General features: G+C 62.9%; 19 protein-coding genes and 1 pseudogene. 7 read left to right on the forward strand and 13 right to left on the reverse strand.

Features of this window, described 5'->3' with window-relative positions; all coding sequences use genetic code 11:
• Positions 1-16 precede the first annotated feature (16 nt).
• Positions 17-499, reverse strand: coding sequence for an MSMEG_0572/Sll0783 family nitrogen starvation response protein (locus tag ACZ9H4_RS16300; RefSeq protein ID WP_028194136.1), 483 nt, complete (start codon positions 497-499; stop codon positions 17-19).
• 59 nt (positions 500-558) lie between these two features.
• Positions 559-786 carry a hypothetical protein gene (locus ACZ9H4_RS16305; RefSeq protein WP_408141460.1) on the reverse strand — a complete coding sequence of 76 codons (228 nt, stop codon included), beginning with the start codon at positions 784-786 and terminating at the stop codon, positions 559-561.
• A 129-nt stretch (positions 787-915) separates the two neighbouring features.
• Here ACZ9H4_RS16305 and ACZ9H4_RS16310 point away from each other — a divergent pair, with 129 nt between their 5' ends.
• Positions 916-2,307, forward strand: coding sequence for an aminotransferase-like domain-containing protein (locus ACZ9H4_RS16310; protein WP_408141519.1), 1,392 nt, complete (start codon positions 916-918; stop codon positions 2,305-2,307).
• Between the two features lie 168 nt (positions 2,308-2,475).
• Here ACZ9H4_RS16310 and ACZ9H4_RS16315 read toward each other — a convergent pair whose 3' ends face one another.
• Positions 2,476-3,381, reverse strand: a complete 906-nt coding sequence (locus ACZ9H4_RS16315) for a LysR family transcriptional regulator (protein WP_476119666.1) — start codon at positions 3,379-3,381, stop codon at positions 2,476-2,478.
• A 153-nt stretch (positions 3,382-3,534) separates the two neighbouring features.
• Between ACZ9H4_RS16315 and ACZ9H4_RS16320 the strand changes: the two genes are divergently transcribed.
• From ACZ9H4_RS16320 to ACZ9H4_RS16330, 3 genes are all read left to right on the forward strand, one after another.
• On the forward strand, positions 3,535-4,518 hold the full coding sequence (locus tag ACZ9H4_RS16320) for an aldo/keto reductase (RefSeq protein ID WP_476119668.1): 984 nt from the start codon (positions 3,535-3,537) through the stop codon (positions 4,516-4,518).
• 106 nt (positions 4,519-4,624) lie between these two features.
• On the forward strand, positions 4,625-5,920 hold the full coding sequence (locus tag ACZ9H4_RS16325) for a multidrug effflux MFS transporter (protein ID WP_476119670.1): 1,296 nt from the start codon (positions 4,625-4,627) through the stop codon (positions 5,918-5,920).
• Positions 5,921-6,231: 311 nt separating this feature from the next.
• The gene (locus ACZ9H4_RS16330) at positions 6,232-7,467 is read left to right on the forward strand and encodes a tyrosine-type recombinase/integrase (RefSeq protein WP_476119672.1); all 1,236 of its coding nucleotides are present in this window, start codon (positions 6,232-6,234) and stop codon (positions 7,465-7,467) included.
• A 68-nt stretch (positions 7,468-7,535) separates the two neighbouring features.
• Here ACZ9H4_RS16330 and ACZ9H4_RS16335 read toward each other — a convergent pair whose 3' ends face one another.
• Both ACZ9H4_RS16335 and ACZ9H4_RS16340 read right to left on the reverse strand, forming a co-directional pair.
• On the reverse strand, positions 7,536-9,587 hold the full coding sequence (locus ACZ9H4_RS16335) for a pyridoxamine 5'-phosphate oxidase family protein (RefSeq protein WP_476119674.1): 2,052 nt from the start codon (positions 9,585-9,587) through the stop codon (positions 7,536-7,538).
• Positions 9,588-9,618: 31 nt separating this feature from the next.
• Positions 9,619-10,260 (reverse strand): glutathione S-transferase family protein, encoded by a 642-nt coding sequence (locus ACZ9H4_RS16340; RefSeq protein WP_408153393.1) that lies wholly within the window; start codon positions 10,258-10,260, stop codon positions 9,619-9,621.
• Positions 10,261-10,369: 109 nt separating this feature from the next.
• Between ACZ9H4_RS16340 and ACZ9H4_RS16345 the strand changes: the two genes are divergently transcribed.
• A complete protein-coding gene (locus ACZ9H4_RS16345; protein WP_408327753.1) occupies positions 10,370-11,278 on the forward strand; it encodes a LysR family transcriptional regulator in 909 nt (302 codons plus the stop codon).
• Positions 11,279-11,285: 7 nt separating this feature from the next.
• On the opposite strand, the gene ACZ9H4_RS16350 is transcribed toward ACZ9H4_RS16345, so the two are convergent.
• The 3 genes from ACZ9H4_RS16350 to betC form a co-directional block, all read right to left on the reverse strand.
• Positions 11,286-12,434, reverse strand: coding sequence for a porin (locus tag ACZ9H4_RS16350; protein ID WP_476119677.1), 1,149 nt, complete (start codon positions 12,432-12,434; stop codon positions 11,286-11,288).
• Between the two features lie 220 nt (positions 12,435-12,654).
• Complete coding sequence (locus ACZ9H4_RS16355) at positions 12,655-13,608, reverse strand: choline ABC transporter substrate-binding protein (RefSeq protein ID WP_476119679.1); 954 nt, start codon at positions 13,606-13,608, stop codon at positions 12,655-12,657.
• Between the two features lie 34 nt (positions 13,609-13,642).
• A complete protein-coding gene (gene betC, locus ACZ9H4_RS16360; RefSeq protein WP_476119681.1) occupies positions 13,643-15,181 on the reverse strand; it encodes a choline-sulfatase in 1,539 nt (512 codons plus the stop codon).
• Between the two features lie 139 nt (positions 15,182-15,320).
• Here betC and ACZ9H4_RS16365 point away from each other — a divergent pair, with 139 nt between their 5' ends.
• Both ACZ9H4_RS16365 and purU read left to right on the forward strand, forming a co-directional pair.
• Positions 15,321-16,235, forward strand: a complete 915-nt coding sequence (locus tag ACZ9H4_RS16365; RefSeq protein WP_476119683.1) for a choline sulfate utilization transcriptional regulator — start codon at positions 15,321-15,323, stop codon at positions 16,233-16,235.
• Positions 16,236-16,359: 124 nt separating this feature from the next.
• Positions 16,360-17,233 (forward strand): annotated as a pseudogene (purU, locus tag ACZ9H4_RS16370) (formyltetrahydrofolate deformylase).
• Between the two features lie 114 nt (positions 17,234-17,347).
• Here the strand turns inward: purU and ACZ9H4_RS16375 are convergent.
• From ACZ9H4_RS16375 to ACZ9H4_RS16395, 5 genes are all read right to left on the reverse strand, one after another.
• The gene (locus tag ACZ9H4_RS16375; protein WP_408141473.1) at positions 17,348-18,205 is read right to left on the reverse strand and encodes a glycine betaine ABC transporter substrate-binding protein; all 858 of its coding nucleotides are present in this window, start codon (positions 18,203-18,205) and stop codon (positions 17,348-17,350) included.
• Positions 18,206-18,348: 143 nt separating this feature from the next.
• Complete coding sequence (locus tag ACZ9H4_RS16380; protein ID WP_476119685.1) at positions 18,349-19,596, reverse strand: FAD-binding oxidoreductase; 1,248 nt, start codon at positions 19,594-19,596, stop codon at positions 18,349-18,351.
• Between the two features lie 33 nt (positions 19,597-19,629).
• Positions 19,630-20,943 carry an aromatic ring-hydroxylating oxygenase subunit alpha gene (locus ACZ9H4_RS16385; protein WP_476119687.1) on the reverse strand — a complete coding sequence of 438 codons (1,314 nt, stop codon included), beginning with the start codon at positions 20,941-20,943 and terminating at the stop codon, positions 19,630-19,632.
• A 73-nt stretch (positions 20,944-21,016) separates the two neighbouring features.
• Positions 21,017-21,811, reverse strand: a complete 795-nt coding sequence (locus ACZ9H4_RS16390) for an electron transfer flavoprotein subunit beta/FixA family protein (protein ID WP_408141476.1) — start codon at positions 21,809-21,811, stop codon at positions 21,017-21,019.
• Complete coding sequence (locus tag ACZ9H4_RS16395) at positions 21,808-22,977, reverse strand: electron transfer flavoprotein subunit alpha/FixB family protein (protein ID WP_408141477.1); 1,170 nt, start codon at positions 22,975-22,977, stop codon at positions 21,808-21,810. The genes ACZ9H4_RS16390 and ACZ9H4_RS16395 overlap by 4 nt, the downstream gene beginning before the upstream one ends.
• Position 22,978: the final 1 nt, after the last annotated feature.

Genomic DNA, 22,978 nt, shown 5'->3' on the forward strand with positions numbered 1-22,978 from the left:
TGGTGGCCGCCTGTACTCAGACCGTCCAGGTGTGGATGATCAGTGCGTTGTCCTTGCGATGCAGAAGCTGGATGTCCAGCACGTCGAGCGGACTGATCGGACGAATGCCTTCGATCAGCGACGCTTCGCCATGTCCATACAGCGCCTGCAATGCGAAGCGGCACGCATACACCTTGCCGCCCTCTTCCATGAACTTCATCAGTTGCTTGTTGAAGTTCAGATGACCCGGAAACGCTTCGTCGCCGAGCGTTGGGAAACCGCGTTGCAGACCTAGCGTCACGCCCGGGCCATAGAGCAGTACCGAGGTTTCGAAACCTTTGCGCTGCAGACGGGTGGCTTGCAGAAGATTGACGAAGCCGATCGAGCCTTCAAACGCCACCGTATGAAACGTGACGAGCGCCTTTTCGCCTGGCTCGGCCTTCACGTCCTCGAAGACTTTCTCTTCGTAGTCGACGAGGTAATCGCCCTTCTGATGCAGCGGTTTGTTGACAACTGGCATGGCACTCTCCAATGTGATTTGCCGGACGGGGAAATGAAGCGTCATATCAAGGCGCCCCTTTACGTTTGCGCCGAACCCACTAACGCAACGGCCATGCCAATGACGGTCGCCACCAATGCGATCACTTTCCGATCAAATAGACAATCATTCGCGAGGCGTCCCGAAAAATTTCCTGGCCCGAAGGTTGCATGCAGCGAGATCGGCCAACGGGCCCGGCCGGGCAGGCGTCGATCGCACCAGCCAGGTGCGGTCGTGATGGTGAAAATACGCTGTTCCGGTGCAACCATTCACCAAGCTCGACCCAGTTGCCCATCCAATCAATCCGATCAAACAGAGCACGCGATGCGATCACTTTCCAGCGCTGATTCGCACATGCGTGATGTCTTTCCCAAAGGCCTTCGATTTCCATGAACACCATGAGCAGTCCGACTCACCACTGGATCAGACGTCTTGCTGAAATTCGCAAACCGGCCTATCTCGCGATCCCGGATCTGATAGAAGAAGATCTCGCGACCGGACGCCTGCGCCCGCGCGACCGACTGCCGGGCCTGCGCGAACTGGCCGACGAACTGGCACTGAACTACACGACCGTGGCGCGCGCCTATGCCGAGGCGAAAAAGCGCGGCCTGCTCGATTCGCGCGCCGGCAGCGGCACCTTCGTGCGCGGCCGAACCGCGACGCTGCCGCTAAGCGGTGGCAGCAGCATTGAAATGACGATGAACACGCCCCCCGAGCCCGCTGACCACGCCGCACTCCTGCGTGAATCCGCCGCGCGTCTGATGGCGAATAGCGACCCGTACCAACTGTTGCGTTATCAGGATTTCGGCGGCACGCCGGCCGACAAGGCGGCGGGCACGGAGTGGTTAAAGCGCCGCCTCACTCATTGCTCGCAGGACAACGTGCTGGTGTGTCCGGGCATTCACAGCGCGCTCGTCGCACTCGTCTCACAGCTGGCGCGTCAAGGTGCATCGATCTGTCTCGACACGCTCGCCTATCCGGGCATCAAGGCCATCGCAGCGCAACTGGGGGTGCGTTTGCAGGCGCTCGCGCGCGACGACGAAGGGCCGCTGGCGCACGCGTTCGAAGCGCTCTGCAAGACCGACAAGCCGAGCGCGCTCTATTGCAATCCGACGCTGCAAAACCCGAGCACGCTGACGCTCACGCACAGGCGGCGCGAGGCGCTGGCCGAGGTGGCATTGCGCTACAGCGTCCCGATCATCGAGGACGATGCATATGCGATGTTGCCGCAGCAAGCACCGGCCACGCTGGCGAGCTTCGCGCCTGAGCTGACTTACTACATGACGGGAATGTCGAAGAATCTGGGGGCCGGGTTGCGCGTCGCGTATCTGCACGCGCCGACTCCACGTCAGGCACAGCGCCTGGCAGGCGCGCTGCGCGCGACCACGGTGATGGCGAGTCCATTTACGGTGTCGCTCGCCACACAGTGGGTCACCGACGGCACGGCGCAAGAGATGCTCAGCGCGATTCGCAGCGAGTCGAAAGCGCGCCAGGCAATTGCCGCTCGCGTGCTCGGCGCGTCGTCCTATGATGCGCATCCGGACGGCTTTCATCTGTGGCTGCCGATTCCTCGCGAAGGCGGCTGGAGTGCTTCGGAACTGGCGCTACAGTTGCGTAGTCAAGGCATTGCCGCTGTCGCCGCAGCAGCGTTCTCGACCGACGGCAATCCACCTAACGCGCTGCGCGTATGTCTGGGAGGCTCGAAGAATCGGATCGAATGCGAGGGGGCGCTGCGCGCAATCGCCGACACGCTCGAGCATCCGCATCTTCTGCATTCGCCAGTGATGTGAAGTAACCTGGTTGGCGCTGATACGATCGGATGGTGCGAATTGAAAGGCCCAGGTCATGTTAAAGGTGGCGCGCCAAGGGAAAAAGGCCGATCACGTGCATGCCCTTGTGTACGCGATTCATCAATCGCCGCGCGCACGCGTGCAATAGCGAACCACGCCCCGACCGCGCTATTCGCGAGAGGCGTTGGCCCAATCCCTCACCGCCTGGGCGAACAGTCTGAGCGCGGTAGGCGGATGCCGGTTTGCAGGGTAATAGAGGCACAATCCCGGAAACGAAGGACTCCATTCGGCCAGCACCCGAATCAGCCGCCCCGCTGCGAGAGGTTCAGCGACCAGATGATCGGGCACCCAGGCAATGCCAATGCCGACCAGCGCCGCCTCCACCATCACATTCATATTGCCCAACGTCATGGGACCGTCCACGTCGACGCTGGCGCCTTTGCCGTGATGTTCGAGGTCCCAACGATAGAGCGCGCCGCTTTCGAAGCGGAACCGGATGCACCGGTGTTTCGCCAGGTCGTGCGGCGCTTTGGGCGCCTCATGGCGCGCAAAGTACTCGGGGGACGCTACCGCTGCAAATCGCATCGCGGGGCCGAACCTCACGGCGATCATGTCGCGCGGCACATCTTCCTCGACGCGGACGCCTGCATCGAAGCCATCGGCCACGATGTCCACGAGCCGGGTATCCACGACGAACTCGACGTGAATGTCCGGATACATCGCAAGAAACCCGGGCAGCACATGCCGAACGATCGACTTCGCGGCCGACTCGGACGCACTGATGCGGATCGAGCCCGACGGACGGTCACGTGCGGAGGCGACCTCGTTCACCGCATCTTCGAGGTCCGCAATGGCGGGCCCCACGCGCCGCAGCAGCTGCTCGCCGGGTTCGGTCAACGCGACTGAGCGGGTCGTCCGGTTGAACAGGCGCACGTCGAGTCTCGCTTCGAGAGCCCGCATGGCGTGGCTGAGCGCCGAAGGCGACACACCGAGGGTACGGGCGGCCGCGCTGAAGCTGCGCTGATGGGCAATCGCGACGAAAGCAGTGAGTTCGGACAGACCGGCACGCAGCATATGTGAATTTCCTTCATAACCTCATGCAATTCTAGACGCATTGTTGAATAACGGCCAACAGCCTAAGCTGCACCCTATTGATCATCGAGCGATGCGGCTCTGCGCGCCCATGGATGCGCGCCCCGCTCGTCACCTGTCGAAAGGAGAATGGATATGCAAAAGCGCGCACTGGGAAACAGTGGTCTCGAAGTATCGGCGCTCGGCCTGGGCTGCATGGGTTTGAGCTTCGGCTATGGACCGGCCACCGAGAAATCCGCCGGTATCAAACTGATTCAGTCGGCTTTCGAACAAGGCGTCACGTTCTTCGACACGGCGGAATGCTACGGCCCTTTCGCCAACGAGGAACTGGTCGGCGAGGCCGTCGCGCCGTTTCGCGATCAGATCGTCATCGCCACCAAGTTCGGCTTTCAGGACGGTGATTCGAAGAAGCCGCTCGACAGCCGGCCCGAACGCATTCGCGCCGTTGCCGAAGCGTCGCTGAAGCGTCTGAAGACCGATCGTATCGACCTGTTCTATCAGCATCGCGTCGATCCGAACGTGCCGCTCGAAGACGTCGCGGGCGCCGTCAAGGATCTCATCGCGCAAGGCAAGGTGAAGCATTTCGGCATGTCCGAAGCGGGCGCGCAATCGATCCGTCGCGCTCACGCCGTGCAGCCGGTCGCTGCGCTGCAAAGCGAGTATTCGTTGTGGTGGCGCGAGCCGGAAGAAACGGTGCTGCCCACGTTGCAGGAACTGGGCATCGGCTTCGTTCCGTTCAGCCCGCTCGGCAAGGGCTTCCTGACCGGCGCGATCGACGCGAACACGTCGTTCGACGCCACGGACTTCCGCAACGTGGTGCCGCGCTTCTCCGAAGAGAACCGCACGGCCAATGCGGGCCTCGTCGAGGTGCTCGGCAAAATCGCGGCTGACAAGGGTGCCACGCGCGCGCAGATCGCTCTCGCCTGGCTGCTGGCGCAGAACCCGTGGATCGTGCCGATTCCCGGCACGACCAGGCTGCATCGGCTGGAAGAAAACGTGGGCGCGGCTGCGCTCGAATTGTCGGCTGCCGACCTGTCCGCGATCGAAGCCGCACTGAAGCAGATCAAGGTCGTGGGCGATCGTTATCCGGCCCATCTGCAACAGCGCGTCGACCGCTAACCGCGCAGGCTTTCCGCGTCGCTCCCGTGCTCCTGCGCTGCCGCACCACCGTGGCGGCGGAGGACGGTCATTGGCGCCAAAGAAACGCCGAACCGGATCTCGAACCATGTCGTCGAACAATCGATCCCCTGCGTCGCCGAGAACGTCTCCCGGTGCTGCGCACGCCGATGCCCCTGCCGACGCGCATCTCGCCGCCGATCAGCACGGGCTGCGCATTCTCGCGATCCTGAGCCTGCTGATGGCGTTCGCGTCGATCTCGACGGACCTGTACCTGCCCGCGCTCCCCGCGATGGCGCTCTCGCTGCGCGCCGACGCCGGCGCGGTCGAGCTGACGATCTCCGGCTATCTGATCGGCTTCAGTCTCGGGCAATTGCTGTGGGGACCCATTGGCGACCGTTACGGCCGCCGCCGGCCGATCGCCATCGGCCTCGTACTCTTCGTCATTGGCTCGGCCGGCTGTGCCTTATCGACCAGCGCGCCGATGCTGATCGGTTGGCGTGTCGTGCAAGCCGCGGGCGCGTGCGCGAGCGTCGTGCTGGCGCGAGCGATGGTGCGCGATCTCTACACGGGCCACCGCGCGGCCCAGATGATGTCGACGCTCATGACGGTGATGGCGGTCGCGCCGCTGTTGGGGCCGAGCGTGGGCAGCCTGATCCTGCACGTCGCGTCGTGGCGGGCAATTTTCTGGACCCTGGTCGCCGTGGGACTGGCGACGCTCGCCGCGCTGCGCGCACTGCCGGAAACGCTCCCTGCGGCGCGCCGCAATCATGAATCGCTCGGGCGCGCACTCGCCGCTTACGGCGCATTGTTGAGGCATCGCCGGGTGCTTGGCTACGCGGGCACGGGTGGATTCTTCTATGGCGGGCTGTATGCGTATATCGCCGGCACGCCGTTCGCGTACATCACCGCTTACCACGTGTCGCCACAGTTCTATGGCGTGCTGTTCGCCGTCGGTATCGTCGGCATCATGCTGACGAACCAGATCAACGCGAGGGTGGTGCGGCGTTTCGGCAGCGGCCGGCTGATGCGGGCCGGCACGCTCGGCGCAGCGCTCGCGGGCGTGCTGCTGGCGCTCGATGCATGGACCGGCTGGGGCGGCCTGGCAGGCCTCGTGATTCCCCTCTTCCTGTTCGTCTCGGCGGCGGGCTTCATCGTCGCCAATGCGATTGCGGGTGCGCTGGCTATATTCCCCGCACGCGCCGGCGCGATGTCGGCACTCATCGGCGCGAGCCAGTTCGGCACCGGCATCCTCGGATCGGCGCTAGTCGGTATCTTCGCCGACGGCACGCCGTGGCCGATGGGCGGCGTGATCGCGCTGATGGGCATCGGCAGTCTGCTTTGCGCGCTGTTTCTCGTGCCGCCGCATGTCGCACTATCCGGTGAGGCAACGGTGGCCAGATGAGTCATCCGCAGGTTCGCCGATCGGGTTTGGCGCGCCTGTTCACTAGCGGGCTAGCATTAGCCTGCGGCAAACAGGCGTCGTTTCGTCATCGCCGGCAACTTGAGAATCGCGCCAACGTGCTCTGTCGGAGAAGCTCCTCCCTCATGCTTGCGGCTCCGGTTGCGAGCGTCCCTTTTTGCCTCAATCCCTTTACCTATCCGCGTCGTTCGGCGCGTCATGCCGCCGGTCGCAAGATTTAATACGTTCGTAATACAACGTATTTCGCACTATATACAACGTCACTGGCCAGTTAATTTGACATTACGGCTATAATGTTGAAAATATGCGTGGCGACATGCGCAACAGACACTCCCACCTCCAAGTCCTCCGTGACCGCCCTTCTGCCAACCCCCTGCTCCATTGACACGCTGGTCATCCCCCCGAACCTGGATGGCCGCGCCGGCACCAACCGCGCTCAGAACGTCATCGCCCAGATCGCCGCGCAACACGATCTCGACGCGATTCGCGCCTGGCTTGCCCGCTTCGCCGACAAGAAAACCACCTTCGACAACTACCGCAAGGAAGCCGAGCGCCTGCTGCTGTGGGCGCTGCTTCAATTGGGCAAGCCGCTGTCTTCGCTCACGCACGAGGACCTGCTCGTCTATCAGCACTTTCTCACCGACCCGCAACCGAGCGCGCAATGGACGGCAAACGGCGGGCGCAAACATCCGCGTGGCGATCCGCGCTGGCGTCCGTTCTACGGCCCGCTCTCGGCAACAAGCCAACGTCAGGCGCTGGTGATTCTCAACGTGATGTTTGCGTGGCTCGTGCAGGCGGGCTATCTCGCCGGCAACCCGCTGTCGCTGTCCCGTCAGCGCGCGCGCCGCGCGAAGCCGCGCGTCACCCGCTATCTTTCGCCCGAGCTATGGCGCGAAGTCAAAAACTGGATTCAGGCCATGCCCAAAGAGACGGATCGCGAGCGTGAGCACGCTGTGCGAGTGCGCTGGCTCTTCACCCTGCTCTATCTGGGCGGCTTGCGCATCACCGAGGTGAGCACCAACACGATGGGACGGTTTTTCTGCCGTCGCGATGCGAACGGCGTCGATCGCTGGTGGCTCGAGGTGCTGGGCAAAGGCGACAAGGAACGACTGGTGCCTGCAACGGCGGAAATGATGGCGGAACTCTCCGCCTATCGTCGTCAACAGGGATTGCCGCCACTGCCTTCGCCGCTCGAAGACACGCCGCTCGTGCTGCCGGTCGGTCAGTCGCGCAAACCGCTGACGCGTGCCGCGTTGCATCGCATCGTCAAGCAGGTTTTCAGCGGGGCAGCGCAGGCACTCCGTGCTCGCGGCGACGCGTACCTGCAGCGAGCTGATCAACTCGAACTGGCCTCCGCGCATTGGCTGCGGCATGGCGCGGGATCGAACATGGCGGATCAGCAGGTCGACCTTCGTCTGGTGCGCGACAACCTGGGGCATGCGTCACTCACCACGACCAGCCAGTATCTGCATGTCGACGATGATCGGCGTCACAAGGAAACCGATGAGAAGCATCGGATCGGTTGGTAATGCACGTGGCGGGGGTCTGAATTCGTCGGGCTCGCATCCCGTTCCCGAATAACGCCATCACCCGCCCCTCATAAATCCAGCACTACGCCCGCGTCCCCATCGTCTTCCGCGGGTCGTCCCACACAAACAAGCGCATGTCCGGGTTCGATATCCGCGACGACCTCTCCCTGATACCGAACCCGCCCCGACAACAACCGCGTCGAACACGTCCCGCACGTACCCGACCTGCAACTCGACGCCGCGTCGACACCGTGCGCCTCGGCGAATTCCAGCAAGCTGCCGTCGCGCGGCGACCATTGAATCGTGCGCGCCGACCGCGCAAAGGTCACCGGCAACGTGCCAGCGTTGCGCGCGCTTGTCTCTGCCGCCGGCATCTCGCGCTTGATAGCCGCGCGCTTGATACTCGACGGCCCAAATGCCTCGAACCGAATCCGCTCATCTGCGACATTCAGGGCACGCAGTCCCTCGTACATGTCGCGCATGAACTGCTCAGGCCCGCACAGATAGAAATCATAGTCATCGAACGGAAGTACGCGCTTGAGTGTGTCGATACTCATACGCCCGGCCGACACGCCCTGCATCAAGCTCCCTGCGCCACTATCAAACAGATGCACCGAAACCACCGGATAACGCATCGCGACCTCTTTCAAATGAGCGCTGAATGGCCGTTCGCCATCGCTACGTGCGCCATGAAAAAAGAACACACGTTTCGCGCGCGCCTTACCGCCGTCAGGTGAATGCAGTACGTGATGCAGCATCGCCATCATCGGCGTGATGCCGACGCCAGCCGAAACGAGCACGGCGGGCCGCTGGCTATCCTCATCGTAGATGAACGTGCCGCCGGGCCGTTTCGCTTCGATCTGCCTGCCGACGACGAGATGATCGTGCAACCAGCTCGACGCAACACCCTCGCGTTTTACGCTGATCCGATAACGCCGCGCGTCGTACGAATCGGAAAGCGTATAGGTGCGCACCAGCGGTGTACCCGATCCCGTCGCCGGCACACGAATCGGCAGGAATTGCCCCGGCTTGAAAGGCGGCAATGGCGTACCGTCAATCGATTCAAAGTAAAACGAGCGAATCGACGGCGTTTCTTCGACCACTTTTGCAACCTTCAGATTCTGCCAGGAGGAAGTACTCGTGGTTGGCTGACGAACAGCAGCCGCAAACTGCGGAGCGAACTCAACTTCCGACCATCGGAACGGCAATGCACCCCGACTGCGCCGCACTTCATCGATATGAAAACGGACAAGCCGCTCCGCGCCCGCGAAGGCCGCCAGTTCCGCGCCGTCCCAGATCACTTCCGCCCGCACCGCGAGATAAAGCAGATCGCCCGTCGCAAAGTCGATGAACAGCAGACCCGCGCGCGGATCATGGAGCAGATTGCCGATCGTGTTGAAGAAGCGATTGCCGCTGTAGTCCGGGGTCGTCAGCGTGGCTGCGTTGTCGACACGAACGAAGCCAGGCGCACCGCCGCGATGCGACACGTCGACACCACGCGCGAGCCCCGCCTCTTCTCCGAGGTTGGCGCTCGCGATGAAAAACGTATCGGCGCGCCTGATCAGGGCACGATCCTCGTCGCCGAGTTGTGCAGCGACTTGCGGCTCGGAAGGCAACGGCGCACCCGGTTCAACAAAAGTCGGGGTTCTGCTCTGGATGTACTTGGCACAATTGCCGAAGCTCTGCGTCACGTCGACGAGCAGCGTTTCGCCTTCCACCAAGCTCACCACGCCGTTGATGCGGTTACGCCGCCGCGTCTGCGGCTGCAACCCAAGCCCGCCGATCATCACGCCTGGCTGCCAGTGCCCCGCGAGCGGATCGCCGGGCAGCACGCCTGCGTCGATGCGCAGCGTCTTCGCATCCGGCGACGACACGAAACCCGGCTTGCCCGCCCGCAACGTCGCCCACGGCTGACCGTTCGCATCGACGCCACCGAACACCATGAACGGCTGCTCGGCAAAAAACTGTCGATGCTGCTCCGGCATATAACGCCGAATCCCGCGACGTCCAGCCGATTCCGCCTGGCTAGTCACCCCCGCGCGCTGCTGCGCGGCCACCTCGCCCGCGTGAAACGGCGACGCGTCGACACCCCAGCCATTCAGTGAAACAAAAGCGGACATGGTCGGACTCCAGCCAAAGGTCATGCACGGCTCACGCGGCGACCAGACCCGCCCTGGTCGCCGGCATCGCAATGAAACGCGGCAGCGCCTCCACACGACGCAGCCATGCACGAATGTTCGGATACGCTTCCAGCGACACACCGCCTTCCGGCGCGTGGGCGATGTAGGTATGCGCGGCAATATCGGCGATCGTCACATGATCACCCGCCGCAAAAGGCTTGCCGGCCAGTTCCTGTTCGATCACGTCGAACAGTTTGACGGCGATGTTCTTCGCGGTCTGATGATCGTTCGGCGCGCCGAATACCGTCACGAGCCGCGCGGCGCACGGCCCATACGCAATCTGCCCCGCGGCAAGCGAGAGCCAGCGCTGCACCGCCGCGGCGCCGAGCGGATCGTCCGGCAGCCACGAGGCATCGCCGTAACGCCTCGCCAGATAGACGAGAATCGCATTCGAATCGAACAGCGTGACGTCGCCGTCCTGAATCGTCGGCACCTGGCCGAACGGGTTCAGCGCCAGGTATTCCGGCTTGCGGTTATCGGCGGCTTTCATGTTCAATTCGACGACTTCAAACGGCAGATCGAGCAGCGACAGAAACAGCTTCACCCGATGCCCATGCCCGGACAGCAGCGTCGTATACAGTCGAATAGGTTGGGCGGGTTGGGCAGCAGGCATGTCAGACTCCGGAGTTCGATGGGGTACGTCGCCAGCATAGGTGCGCGCGGTCGCTCGCGGAAGCCCGATAATCCCGGAAACACATTCAATCGAAGATGGACAATCGACCATGGCCGACGTACGTGACGTAAACCTCAATCGTCTGGCGATCTTCGTCGCGGTCGTCGACGCCGGCTCGCTGACCGCTGCCGCCGCCCGCCTGGGACTCGCCAAAACCATGGTCAGCACGCACATGCAACGGCTGGAGGCGGAAGTGGGCGCGAGTCTGCTGGTGCGCACGACGCGGCGGCTCGGCGTCACGGAAGCGGGCCGCGCGTTCTACGAAGCGAGCGTGAAGATTCTGCGCGCGGCCGAAGAAGCGCTGAATGCGGTTAGCGGAGAGAGCGCGCCGGTGCGCGGTACGTTACGCGTCAGTTCGCCGATCGATTACGGCGCGCTGGTGGTGGCGCCCGCACTGGTCGAACTGCGCCGCGAACATCCGCAACTCGACGTCGAATTGCTGTGCAGCGACCAATACGTGGACTTGATCGCCGACGGTATCGACGTCGCGATTCGCCTGGGCCGGCTCGCGGATTCGAATTACCGGGCAGTGAAGCTTGGCAGCTTCGTCAAATGGATCGTCGCGAGCCCGGCGTTCATCGACACCTGGGGCACACCGCGAACACCGGCCGACCTGGCGGCGCTGCCCTTTTGCGCATTGACGGTGTTGCCGCATCCATTGGCGCTCGAGTTGCGGCGCGACGACGGCACAACGGACAGCGTGCGATGCGAAAACGCGTTTCTGGTGAACACCGCCGACGCGTGCCGCGCAGCGACGCTCGCGGGTGGCGGCTTCGGTTTGCTGACGGATTTTTCGATCGGCAATGACATCGAGACGGGGCGGCTGGTTCGTCTGCTGCCGCACTGGGCAGCCGATGCCGCGAGTATCCAGGCCGTGTTTCCGCCCACCAGCCATCCCCCGGCGAAAGTGCGCGCATTGATTGAAACGCTGAAGCGACGGCTTGCTGATCTCGCATGACGCAGTATCAGAACGAATGCCGCATGCCGATCCGCACATCGGCCTGCGTGCTGGAACTCGACGGCGTGAAGCTATAGCCGATCACCGCGTTCACGCCGTCCGACGCGCGCAGATAATCGCCGGAGAGGTAAACGTCGGTGCGTTTGGACAACAGGTAATGCAGGCCGAGCGAACCCTGATTCCAGTGATTGCCTTCGAATCGCGTGTGCTGGTAGCCGCCGTATAGCAGGAGCGCAGGCGTGAACGTGTACGCGGCGCCGCCTTCGTAGACCTGCATATGCGAGGTCTGCCCTAAGCCCTTGATGGTCGTGTACGTGAAATTGCCGCTCAGCATCACCTTGCCGATCGTGTAGGCCGCGCCGATCGCAAACGCCCCTTGCCGGTCGACCGGAAACGACGACGCGCTATACAGGTCCGTTATCGCGCCCGTCGCCGGATCGACGGAGACCGTGGGCTGGCCGAGGAAGGTATGCACGCCGAGCATCGCGAACGGATCGAACGCATAGATGCCGTATGGGTCGTTCAACTGCGTATACGCGGCGCCCATGTTGAACGCGTTGTGCTCATAGTGCGCGCCGACACTCCACGCGCTCTTCTCATGGAAATCGCCCGCGGTATTGCCGAACGAGTACATGCCGCCAAACGTCAAGCCGGAGAAATCATTCGATAGGAACTTGATTGAATTCGGCAGCCGGTCGCCATTCATCCGGTCGAAGTCGCCCTGATGGATCGCATAGCCGCTCGCCCACGCCGAGATGTTGTACAGGTAGACGAACTCCTCGGTCATGTCGAGCTGGTTGCCGAGCGACAGCGTGCCCCAGCGGTTCTTTAAACCCACATAGGCCTGCCGTCCGAATTGAGCGCCGCCGAATGCCAATTGACCATTGCCAAGGTGAAAGCCCGATTCGAGCACGAACACCGCCTGCCAATCGCCACCGAGATCTTCTACGCCCTTGAAGCCGATGCGGTTGCCATATGAAATGCCGTCGTCGAATTTGACCTGATGGGAGCCGCCCGCGTTGCTTACATAGGTAACGCCCGCGTCCAGAATGCCATACAGCGTGACGCTGCTTTGCGCGTATGCGGCCGTTGGCGCACAGACGGCGCCGGCTGCCATAGCGAGTGCCGACAGACCCAACACATTGCTCTTCTTCATACGCTTCTCCCCGCTCTTTGCCTGTGTATTTCGCCGGATATAGCGATCCCTGCGGCACGCGATCAAGGCGCGCGCGGCATGACACGCTTTATCTTTGAACGTTAAATCGGACGAACCAAGAATACGGGTCCAGATTCATGACGAGTCGCGCGGAAGCGACATAAATCTGTCGCTCGGCGACTTAAGAAACGCCGCGCTTTCGGCACAACGGATACCGCTGCTATTTCACGCCGAGCGCAGTTTGAACCGCTTGCAAACCATTCGCGCCATTGACCGTACTCACACCGTCGAGCCACGACTTCAATAGTTCGGGGTGGCGCTTCAACGCGTCGGTTGCGGCAGCGTCGACACCGGCCTTCTTCTCGTGCACTTCGGTAATCACGCCGTTTTCCAGATCGACATTGAAGGTGAGTTGCCTGAACAGGCGGCCGAGATTCGGGCATTGACCGGCATACCCGCTGCGCGTCACGGTATTGACCGTGGCGCCGCCAAAGTTCGGTCCAAAGTACTTGTCGCCGCCGTCGAGATAGCTCAACCTGAACTTCGTGTTCATCAGATGCGGCTCCCACGCGAGGAACACGATCCACTTCCTGTCGCGCACGGCGCGCTCGACCTGCGTGAGCATGCCTGTCTCGCTCGACTCGACGAGTTGCCAGTTGCCGAGTCCGAATACCTTGTCACCGACCATCTTCCTGATGTTCTGATTCGCGGGCGCCCCGGGCTCGATGCCATAAATCTTGCTGTCGAATTTGTCCGCATTCTTCGCCAGGTCCGCGAACGAATGGACGCCGGCGGCGGCCACGTAATCGGGCACGGCGAGCGTGAACTTCGCGTCGCTCAGATTCGGATGCACGACGTCGATCGATTTTTCGTCTTCGAACGGCTTGACCACCGGCGCCTGCGCCGGCATCCAGTTGCCCAGGAAGACGTCGATCTGCCCTTTCTTCAGCCCCTGATAGGTGATCGGCACCGATAGATTGGCGATGCTCTGTTGGTAGCCGAGCGCCTTCAGCAACACGCCCGTCATCGCATTGGTCGCGTCGATGTCGCTCCATCCGGGCCCTGCCATGTTGACCCGCGTGCAAGACTGAGGCTCTGCGGCCACCGCGAAGCCAACGCTCGCGCATAACGCCGCCACGGCGAATACCGCGTGTTTCAAGCGCTTTTTCATCATGCCGGTTTCCTGTCGAAAGAAGAAGAAATGATCGTCACCGAGCAACGGAGGGAAAGCGCGCCATTGCTTCAAGCGTGTCGAGATCGATGTGATTGCGCATATAGCGCTGGCTCGCATCGACGAGCGGCTGCCAGTCCCATGACGCGACCGAGCCTTGGGTGGTCGCCGCGAAATGAAAGCGCCGCCGCCGCTGGCTTTGCAGCACCTGGTCGTGCAGCGCCGCGAGGTCCCAGCGCCGGGCGACTTCCTCGCGCAGCGCCGCCACCTGTGACGCGTATTCGCTTCGCTGTGCGAGGTTCTCGCGCTCCAGCGGGTCGGCCTGCACGTCGTAAAGCTGATCGGGATCGGCCGGCGTATGAATGAACTTGAAGCGCCCACGCCGCACCATCACCATCGGTGCAATGGCGCCTTCCGCCAGATACTCGCCGATTGCCTCATCGTGAGCGCCGCGCGTGCCGCGCAGATGCGGCACGAGGCTCCGGCCGTCGAGCGAATCGGGCCACACGGCCGGTGCTTCGCCGCGCGCGAGTTCGACGAGCGTCGGCAGCAGATCGAGGTGCGATACCGACGCCTGCACGCGATGCGCGTCGAACTGCTGCGGCGCATGCACGATCAGCGGCACGCGGCAGCCGCCTTCGAAGAACGTCATCTTGTACCAGAGGCCGCGCTCGCCGAGCATCTCTCCATGGTCGGACGTGACGACGATCACGGTGTCTTTCGCGAGCCCGGATTGTTCGAGTGCTTCGAGAATCGCGCCAAATTGGTTGTCCACGTAGGCAATCGCGCCGTAATATGCGCGGCGCGCATTGCGGATCTGCTGGTCGGTGGGCGGCGTGAGATCGGTTTCGCACACGTGCCGTAAGCGCCTGGAGTGGGCGTCGGCTTCGTCGAGCGAATCGCGATGCACGGGCATGTCGATTTCTTCGTCGCGATACATGTCCCAGTACTTTTTCGGAATCGCATACGGATCGTGCGGATGCGTCAGCGAGGCCACCATGCAGAACGGCCGCGTGTCTTTCCCCGCGTGACGCTCACGCGCGATGTCGAACAGCTTCTGGCGAGTGGTGAAAGTCACTTCGTCGTCGAAGTCGAGCTGGTTGGTGCGCACGCAGGGCCCCGCGTCGATCACCGAGCTCATGTTGTGATACCAGGTGGGGCGCGCCCCGGGGGCGTCCCAGTTGGGCGTCCAGCCGAAATCGGCGGGATAGATGTCGGTGGTGAGCCGTTCTTCGAAACCGTGCAACTGGTCCGCGCCGCAAAAATGCATCTTGCCGGACAGCACGGTGCGATACCCCTCGGCACGCAGATAATGCGCGAACGTCAGCGTTTGCGACGGAAATTCCGCGGCATTGTCATACGCACCGATCGCGGACGGCAACTTGCCCGATAGAAACGAAAAACGCGACGGCGCACACAGCGGACTCGCGCAATAGGCCGATTCGAAGACGACGCCCTCTTTTGCGAGACGATCGAGATTGGGCGTTTTCGTCAGAGAATGTCCGTATGCGGCGAGCGCGAACGGGGTCATCTGGTCGGCCATCAGAATCAGAATATTCTTTCCGCTTTCAAGCATGGAACGCGCCTCGAATAGAATTGCAGAAGGTTGATGCAGGCGTGGAGTCCAGCAGGCGACCCCAGCACGTGCATCACTATTGCTGGTCAATTCGCCATTGTGAAGACGGCAAATCGTTATGTGCCCATAAGGGGGGCTTATGTCGAGGCAGGATCGCTTGCCGCCAATGCAGGCGTTGACGATGTTCGAATCCGCCGCACGTCTGGCCAGTTTCAGTGCGGCCGCGCGCGAGTTGGGGTCGACGCAACCCGCGGTCAGTCAGCGCGTCGTGCAGCTCGAAGAAGCGCTCGGTGCGCCGCTCTTCGAGCGCGGCCATCGCGGTGTCACGCTGACCGGGGACGGCGTGCGCCTCTTCGAAGCGGTGCGCAGCGCACTCGATACCATCCGCAGCGCAAGCGCCGACATCCGTGCGCGGCGCACGCCGCAAACGCTGACGCTGTCAACCGACTTCGGTTTCGCCACCTACTGGCTGATGCCGCGTCTCTCGCAGTTCAAGGCGCTCATGCCCGACGTCGACGTGAAGATCGTCACGTCGCAGAACGTGTTCGATCCTTCGCACGATCAGGCGGACATCGCGATTGCCTTCGGCGATCAGCACGCGGACTGGACCGCACGCGGCGCGATCAAGCTCTTCGCCGAACGCGTCACGCCGGTGTGCAGCCCGGCCTTTCGCGCCGCGCATCCGGCATTGCGCGGGCCAGCCGATCTGCCGAGCCTGCCGCTGCTGCATCTGGAGGCGACCCTGCCGGCGCGCTGGCTGTCGTGGGCCGACTGGTTCGCCGCACACGGGCTGAACGCACCTGCCGCGCACCGTGGCATCACGTTCAACAGTTTCGCGCTGGTGGCCCATGCGGCGATCATGGGCCAGGGGGTTGCATTGGGCTGGGCGCCGCTCATCGACGAACTGCTCGCGACCGGCCAGCTCGTCGAACTGTTCGATACGCCAGTCGTCACCGAGCGCGGCTATCTGCTCGTCACGCCACGCGCGGCGACACCGGCGGTCAGCGCGTTTCGCCGGTGGCTGCTCGACGAGTGCGGACTCGACGCGCAATGAGCCTGACGTTCCCGTTCCAGCGGGACGGCGGTTAGCTTCTATCCGCGAGCCCTGCCTGTTTGCTCTACTGCGACGATGGCTGCCGCGCCCCGCGGCGTCGCCCTATCGTTCAAGTGGAGAGCGCATGTCCGCCGATTTCCGTCCCGCTCAACTGGTTCTCACCGTCGCATGTCCGAGCGCGGCGGGCCAGGTCGCCGCCGTCGTCGGCTTTCTCGATCGGCATCACTGCTATATCGACGAACTGACCGTGTTCGACGACGATCTCAGCGAACGCTTCTTCGTACGCTGCGTCTTTCACGGCGTCGCGCACGATGAGGCGCTGCACGTTCCCGCACTCGAACGCGAGTTCGCCCCCATCGCCGAGCGCTTTCGGATGACATGGGCAATGCACGACGTCGGCACCCGGCCGAAAGTGTTGATCATGGTCTCGAAGCTCGAACACTGTCTCGCCGATCTGCTGTTCCGCTGGCGCATGGGCGAGTTGAAGATGGACATCGTCGGCATCGGCTCGAATCATCGTGATCTCGAACCGCTCGCGCAGCAGCATGGTCTGCCGTTTCACTACCTGCCCATCACCGCTGATACCAAACCGCAGCAGGAAGCGCGTCTGCTCGACCTGTTCGAGTCATCGGGCGCGGAGTTGATGATTCTCGCGCGCTACATGCAGATTCTGTCCGGTGTAACGAGCCGCGCGCTCGCCGCGCGCGCGATCAACATCCATCACTCGTTTCTGCCTGGCTTCAAGGGCGCGAAGCCTTATCACCAGGCGCACGCGCGCGGCGTCAAACTGATCGGCGCCACGGCACACTTCGTGACCGACGATCTCGACGAAGGCCCGATCATCGAACAGGTGGTGGAGCGTGTCGATCATTCGTATAGCCCGGAGCGGTTGCTCGCCACTGGACGCGACGTCGAATGCATCACGCTCGCGGGTCGTCAAGGCGTTTGTCGAGCGGCGGGTGTTCATCAATGGCGATCGGACGGTGGTGTTGCAATAAGGCAAAGTCAACGGAAAACGCCGCTGAAAAGCGGCGTTTATCTTTGGATCACGTCCGTAACGGCATCGCCGCTTCAACCAGGCGGCGATGCTTCCATACGGCGCACAGGTTCAATCACTTTACCCAGCTATCCACGCGATCGCCGTGCGCGCCGATCCACGCATCGGCAGCGGCGGTCGGCTTCTCGCCGCTCTGCGTCGCCAGCATCACACTGTCGATCTCGCCCGGCTTCCATTGGAATTTCTTCAGGAACGCGACGACCGTCGGCGCCTTCTTCTCAAGTTCCGGATTCACCACGCTATCCACGTGCTCCGCTTCGCCGAACACCTTCTTCGGATCGTCGAGGAATTTAAGCTTGTACTTCGCGAACATCCAGTGCGGCTTCCAGCCCGTCACGATGATCGGCTTGTTCGCCGCTTCCGAGCGCGCCAGTTCCGCGGTCATCGCACTGCCCGAGCTCGGCATCAGTTGATAATCGAGGCCGTAGGCCTTGATCGCCTCGCTGGTTTTCTGCATCACGCCCGCACCGGCATCGATGCCGACAATGCGCGAGCCGAACTCCGCCTTCTTCGCTTCGAGATCGCCGACGGTCTTCACATCCGCGTTGTCTGGCACGATCAGGCCGATCTTCGCATCGTTGAAGTTCGGACCGAGGTCGACCACCTTCTCCTTGAAGTTGTTCCAGTAAGCACCATGCGTGACCGGCAGCCATGCGGACAGCGTCGCGTCCAGATCGCCCCGCGCCACGCCTTGCCACATCACGCCGGCAGCGACCGGCACGAGTTGCACCTGATAGCCGAGGCGCTTTTCGATCACGCGCGCGGCCACGTTGGAGGTCGCGACGCTATCGTCCCAGCCCTCCACGTAACCGATCTTGATGGTTGGCTTCGTATCGGCCGACACGCTCACGCTGCTGGCCGCCAGCGCCGCGCTCAGTGCGCTCGCCACGAATATCTTTCTGATCAGTCTCATCGCCCTTCTCCCGTTTGCCAGTTGCCGTCATACGACCCATTGAGCATTTAGAATCGCCAACCAGAATTGCCGGGTAGCGTTGTTTTGCGACATCCAGTTGTCCGCATGCGACTTCGAGCGCGTTTGCACCCGCGTTTCTCATCTTACTTATCGACGACGAGATCGGTAAGCGGTTTGCTGCAGCACAGCAGCACCATGCCCTGATCAATTTCACGCTGCCGAATCCCGCCGGCGTGTTTCATCGCGACTTCACCGGATACGAGCTTGACCTTGCAAGTGCCGCACATGCCTTGCGTGCACGACGCAGGCAGCCTCACGCCCGCCTTCTTCGCTGCATCGAGTACATGCTGGCCGCTACCGCATTCGATCTCACGATGGCTTTTGGCAAAGCTCACCTTGAAACGCGTGTCGGTTTCGACCGGCGCGGATGCCGGCTCGAAGCCCACTGCTTCGGCACGCGCCTCGACAAAACCTTCGGCAATTTCAGCTCCGCCCGCCTGCTTCAATGCATCCGCGACATGCGCGGTAGTCAATTGCGCCGCGACTTCGCCCACCGTCTCGAACGAAAAGCTTTCCTCGTGATAGTGACCGCGATCGAAACCGCCCTCGTCCAGCAGCTTGCGCACCGCCTGCATATAGGGCGCGGGCCCGCATGTGAAGATCTCGCGCTCCATAAAATCCGGTGCAATCAGCTTGAGCAGCGGCAATGTCAGAAAACCGGTCACACCTGGCCAGTTCGTGCGTGCGCCGACGCGCTCACACACGAACGCGGTACGGAAATGCGCCTGATTCGAGGCAATCAGATCGAGTTCGCGCACGAAGATGATGTCGTCCGGCGTGCGGGCGCTGTGCACGAACACGATGTCGCTGTCCTCGCCGAGCTCGTGATGCGCGCGGCTCATCGACATCAGCGGCGTAATGCCCGACCCTGCCGACAGAAACAGAAACTTGCGCGCCGGATGCCGCGCGCAGGTGAACTCGCCGGACGGCCCCAGCACGCGAACCTGCATGCCCGCATGCAGATTGTCGTGCAGCCAGTTCGACACCTTGCCGCCCGGCACGCGTTTGACCGTGATCGAAATCGTATGCGGCCGCGTCGGTGGTGACGAGATCGTATAGCAGCGATTGATTGCTTCGCCGTCGATCTCCAGCTCAAGTGTCATGAACTGCCCCGGCTCGAACACGAATGCCCGCTCGGACGGCGCACGGAAGAAAAAGCTCTTCACGTCGTGCGTTTCGTCGCGCACGTGGCAGCACACCAGCGTATCGTCGGCATCGCTATTCCAGCGCGCGGGCAGCGCTTCCCAGAAGCGCGGCTGCGTGACACGGCTCACGGCGCGCGGAATGGGCGGCTCGGTGCCGGACTGAAACGTCGCCTGATCGCGCATCATGGTTTTCTCCCGCTCCTGGTTGCGGTGTCGCGCTCAGCGCATGAAGGACACGACTTTTTCGCCGTGCGAAACCGGCGCGTCGGCACCGGCGTCATCGGTTTGCGGGGCATCGCCGTAAGCCGCGAGACGGCCGATGTACCACTCGCAGAACTTCTCGACGAGGCCCTCGGTGAAAGGCGAATACGGCCCCGGTTCATACGCGCTGCTGGTTGCGCCGCGCTGCGAGTACTCGACGAGCGTCCGGTCCTGATCGTTGGTCGCACGCCAGACCGCAGTCAGGTTGTCGACGTCGTAGTCGATGCCTTCGCGCGCGTCCTTGTGGACGAGCCACTTGGTGCGCACCAGCGTTTTGCCGGCCGAAAGCGGAATCGCCGAGAAAGTGACGATGTGGTCGCTCATGAAGTGATGCCACGAATTCGGCTGGGTCCAGAACGACAGGCCGCCCAGATCGGCCTGCTCGAAACCGCCGAGCAGCTTCTTCGATGCGATCTTTGCATCGAGCGTTTGCGACTCGCCGTCGCGATCGAGCGGCAAACGCTGCGTGCGAAAACCGGTGACCAGATCCGCCAGCCGATCGATCTCCGCCGACGGCAACTGCATGGCCTCCCATTGCGCGGTGCGGCGTGCCACGGTTTCATCGAAGGCAGCCATGCCTTCCTCGTTGGCCGGCGTGCGCTGATAACCGAAGCCGTATTCGTACAGCGAAATCGTCAGCTCCGGGTGATTCGCGACGCAGTGATAGCACTCGCGATTGTTCTCCATCGTGAGCTTCCAGTTGCCCTCTTCGACGATGTCGATCTGCGCCGCGATCTTGCAGCCGGCCAGATCGTGCGGTTGAAGATAAGGCTCCATCGCGGCGCGCATCACGGCGAAGTCGGCGGGCGGCTGCTCGGCAAGGCAAATGAAGATCAGCCCGGCGAGATTCTCGACGTGCACCGCCTTCAGGCTATGTTTGCAGCGGTCGAACTGCTCGCCCATGTGTTCGGCAAACATCAGGTCGCCGTTCAGGTTGTAAGTCCAGCTGTGATACGGGCACACGATATTGCCGAGCGAGCCTTTGTCGTGATTGCACAGACGCGCGCCGCGATGGCGGCATACGTTGTGAAACGCGCGCACCTGCATGTCGTCGTCACGCACGATCAGAATCGAATCGAGGCCGATCTCCACGGTGATGTAGTCGCCCGGTTCCGGCACGTCCGGCTCCACCGCGACCTGAATCCAGTGCTGGCGGAAAATCGCCTCCATGTCGAGCGCGAAGATGGCCTCGCTCTTATAGAACGGTGCTTCCAGCGTGTAATTCTTCTTGCGGCGTTCGATCATCGCGCGAACGTCTGCCGAAACTTTCATTGTGTGCTCCGTTGCATGTCACGTCTGGCGCCGCGCCAGGCCCTCCTGGACGCATGCTGGCCCGAACCGGAATTCAGTAATCCACAAGTTGATGCTCGCGCAAATACGCGAGGATCACTTGTGCTTTTTCGACGGAACTCCCTTCAATTACGACGCTGCCGCCGCGGCTTTCGGTCGTCGTCGCCGAGAGCATGCGGGCGTGGCCCGAGCGCTTTTCGGCGGCGGCGAGACGTACCGGTTTGGCGGTCGCGGGACGGATCGTCCAGGCGAGGTCGTCGGAGTGGCCCGCATGCGCATCTGCCGCGGCTTGCGGCGCGCTCCGGCTGATCGAGCCTTCGCGCAGCCGTGCATACGCGTATGTCGGCGCGGCATTGGCGAGCGGGTGCACCGCGATCAGCGCCGGCAGTTGAACCTCGACACGCCGGCGCAAACCCTTCGGCATGAATTGCCTGACTTGCGCGCAACCGTCGCGCACGCTCAGGTCGACGGCGGCGCCGACAAGCGGCATCCCCAACGCGTGAGCGATGCGATACGGCAGCATGCCGCTATCGAACGCGCCTTCCGCGCGCGTGCCGGTCAACACGAGGTCGTAACCTTGCAGGCGCGCGGCGAGCAGCGTCGCCGCGTCGGCTTGCGCTTGCGCCGGCCCGGCGGTAGTTTCGAGCACCTCGACCGAGCATGCGCCGAGCGCCAGATACTCCCGCAACGCAGGGTTGGACGGATCGCCCGCATGCAGCACGTCGAGCGTCGCGCCGTGCGCTTTGGCAAGCGATAACGCGATGCTTAACGCTGCCGCGTCGTTGCGGCTGTAGCGCGCAGTGCCGCTGACCGGATGGCGGCCCACCGAAACCAGCACAGCGATCTTCATGCGAGCACTCCTTCAGCGACAGCGGTCGAATTGAGCAAAGCGGCGCCCGTGCCCCGCGCGCTACGTGCCGCGGCCGCCGCTTCATTGAGCGCAGCGATGGTTTCGCGCGCATCCGCGATCACGGTCAGATTCGCGCGCTTCGCGATCGGTGCGCTGGCGTCGAGATTCACGGCAATCACGTGCCGGCAATCCTTGATGCCCTGCAGATGCTGCACGGCGCCGGAAATGCCGAACGCGATATAGACGCTCGCTTCAACGGTCTTGCCGGTCGCGCCGATCTGCTTGTCGCGAGTGAACTTGCCGTCGTCCACGGCGACGCGGCTCGCGCCGATCGCGGCGCCCAACGTGGCGGCGAGCCGCTCGAACGCGGGCACGTCGCTCACGCCGTTGCCGGCCGACACGATGAAATCCGCTTCTTCGAGCGCCAGTTGGGCCGCGTCGATTTCCTCGACGCCGAGATCGCGCACGACGCCTTTCGACGCCGGAGTGTCATTGTCGAAACGCCACACGATCCGCTCGCCGGCCCCGACGAACGGCAGCTTCGGCTCGACCGCATTCGGCGCGAGCAGCACGACGTCCGGCAACGCGCGTGCGACAAGCGCCGTATTCGCGCGGATATAGGCGGCCACGTGCGCCGCGTCGATCTCGACGACGTGCGTGGCAACGCTCGCGTTCACGGCTGCCGCATAGCGACGGCCGAGGTCCCCGTCGCCGGTCGCGTTGTCGGGCAGGAAAATATGCGCCGGTGCATAAGCCGCGATGCAGGCAGCCAGTGCGTTCAATTCGTCGAGCGGCGCGAACGTGCGGCGCTCGAACATCGGCAACACGATCAACTTGTCGGCGCCGAGCGCGGCGGCGTCATCCGTGAACTCGCCGAACACGAGCAGTACGACTTCGGTGCCCGCATCCGCGATCAATGCCGCGCCGGCCAAAGTCTGGCGCGCGTGATCGTCGAGCGCGCCACGGTCGGCGTGCGCGGCCACCAGCAGCACGCGTTGCGGCACGGCCATGGTGCGGCGCGGCTTCGGCTGTTCGCCATGCACGGCGAGAGGCGCGTTGAATTCCATCACGCCCGCAACTGCGGTTACTCCTAGCGTGATGCGTTTGAGTCCTTGCGCCGTGATCGTGAACGGGCGGCGCGGATCGATTCGTTTGAGCGTGTTCATC

The organism is Paraburkholderia sp. TE9906 (genome assembly GCF_056279605.1).

Excerpts from the sequence above, each read along its gene's own strand:
- ACZ9H4_RS16390 (WP_408141476.1), bottom strand. The coding sequence starts at position 21,811 with ATGAAGATCGCTGTGCTGGTTTCGGTGGGCCGCCATCCGGTCAGCGGC.
- ACZ9H4_RS16340 (WP_408153393.1), bottom strand. The coding sequence starts at position 10,260 with ATGCCTGCTGCCCAACCCGCCCAACCTATTCGACTGTATACGACGCTG.
- ACZ9H4_RS16330 (WP_476119672.1), top strand. The coding sequence starts at position 6,232 with ATGTTGAAAATATGCGTGGCGACATGCGCAACAGACACTCCCACCTCC.
- ACZ9H4_RS16345 (WP_408327753.1), top strand. The coding sequence starts at position 10,370 with ATGGCCGACGTACGTGACGTAAACCTCAATCGTCTGGCGATCTTCGTC.
- ACZ9H4_RS16325 (WP_476119670.1), top strand. The coding sequence starts at position 4,625 with ATGTCGTCGAACAATCGATCCCCTGCGTCGCCGAGAACGTCTCCCGGT.
- ACZ9H4_RS16375 (WP_408141473.1), bottom strand. The coding sequence starts at position 18,205 with ATGAGACTGATCAGAAAGATATTCGTGGCGAGCGCACTGAGCGCGGCG.
- ACZ9H4_RS16320 (WP_476119668.1), top strand. The coding sequence starts at position 3,535 with ATGCAAAAGCGCGCACTGGGAAACAGTGGTCTCGAAGTATCGGCGCTC.
- ACZ9H4_RS16355 (WP_476119679.1), bottom strand. The coding sequence starts at position 13,608 with ATGATGAAAAAGCGCTTGAAACACGCGGTATTCGCCGTGGCGGCGTTA.
- ACZ9H4_RS16335 (WP_476119674.1), bottom strand. The coding sequence starts at position 9,587 with ATGTCCGCTTTTGTTTCACTGAATGGCTGGGGTGTCGACGCGTCGCCG.
- betC (WP_476119681.1), bottom strand. The coding sequence starts at position 15,181 with ATGCTTGAAAGCGGAAAGAATATTCTGATTCTGATGGCCGACCAGATG.
- ACZ9H4_RS16385 (WP_476119687.1), bottom strand. The coding sequence starts at position 20,943 with ATGAAAGTTTCGGCAGACGTTCGCGCGATGATCGAACGCCGCAAGAAG.
- ACZ9H4_RS16300 (WP_028194136.1), bottom strand. The coding sequence starts at position 499 with ATGCCAGTTGTCAACAAACCGCTGCATCAGAAGGGCGATTACCTCGTC.
- ACZ9H4_RS16395 (WP_408141477.1), bottom strand. The coding sequence starts at position 22,977 with ATGAACACGCTCAAACGAATCGATCCGCGCCGCCCGTTCACGATCACG.
- ACZ9H4_RS16305 (WP_408141460.1), bottom strand. The coding sequence starts at position 786 with ATGGTTGCACCGGAACAGCGTATTTTCACCATCACGACCGCACCTGGC.
- ACZ9H4_RS16315 (WP_476119666.1), bottom strand. The coding sequence starts at position 3,381 with ATGCTGCGTGCCGGTCTGTCCGAACTCACTGCTTTCGTCGCGATTGCC.
- ACZ9H4_RS16350 (WP_476119677.1), bottom strand. The coding sequence starts at position 12,434 with ATGAAGAAGAGCAATGTGTTGGGTCTGTCGGCACTCGCTATGGCAGCC.
- ACZ9H4_RS16365 (WP_476119683.1), top strand. The coding sequence starts at position 15,321 with ATGTCGAGGCAGGATCGCTTGCCGCCAATGCAGGCGTTGACGATGTTC.
- ACZ9H4_RS16380 (WP_476119685.1), bottom strand. The coding sequence starts at position 19,596 with ATGATGCGCGATCAGGCGACGTTTCAGTCCGGCACCGAGCCGCCCATT.
- ACZ9H4_RS16310 (WP_408141519.1), top strand. The coding sequence starts at position 916 with ATGAGCAGTCCGACTCACCACTGGATCAGACGTCTTGCTGAAATTCGC.